The organism is Bacillus haikouensis, assembly GCF_013179555.1.
Lineage (GTDB): Bacteria > Bacillota > Bacilli > Bacillales > Bacillaceae_B > Rossellomorea > Rossellomorea haikouensis_A.
On record NZ_JABMCR010000606.1, the window covers coordinates 1 to 685 of the forward strand.

Annotated in this window: 1 pseudogene; it reads right to left on the minus strand. The window is 37.8% G+C overall.

The window, feature by feature from the left end:
* Positions 1-303: 303 nt before the first annotated feature.
* Positions 304-685 (minus strand): annotated as a pseudogene (locus HP456_RS24625) (DUF2812 domain-containing protein); the annotation flags it as partial.

Here is a 685-nt window from a genome sequence, read left to right on the forward strand (position 1 = left end):
AACCTTCAGGTAGTTCATCCCATTGAGCTACGTACTTAGGATTAACAAGAATCTCCCATACATTAGCAGTTGGTGCATCAATTAAAATCTCAGTATGAACAGTTAGTTCTTTATTCATGTAAACATCCCCTTTCTCCATGAAATCAGTTTATCCTTCTATAAACATCCTAACACAAAAATAGAACGTATGTACGTTTATTCTTAATCCATACAAGAAGTCCTGGCACAGTTTTTCGCTGAGTTAAGCATGAATCTTTGATGCAGTGAAAAACTTGTTAACAAATAACGAATCGGATTCAAGTATTATTCCGAAATTAACCTGATCTTCTCTACTACATTTTTTATTACTGAATGTATATCCGCATAACCATAATACCTGACATGCATGACCGCTTTTCCTTTGAAAGCAAACACTTCTTTCATTTCCTTTTCCTCATGAACAATCAATTGATCCAGGTCTGGATGTTCTGTTTCCACAAACTCTTCTCTACTATTCTCATATCTATATCTTTCTATTAAATCAGATATCAGATTATCCGCCAGAGCAGGTGTGTTCAGTTGATAAACCTGTGTGTGGATAGCCGGTGTATATTCACCGCTTTCGTCCTCCCACATTCTTCCGGGGACCACGCCCTGTTCATCGGTTTCATATTGTACGGGTGCCAGTGGACTCCAATCATACGAA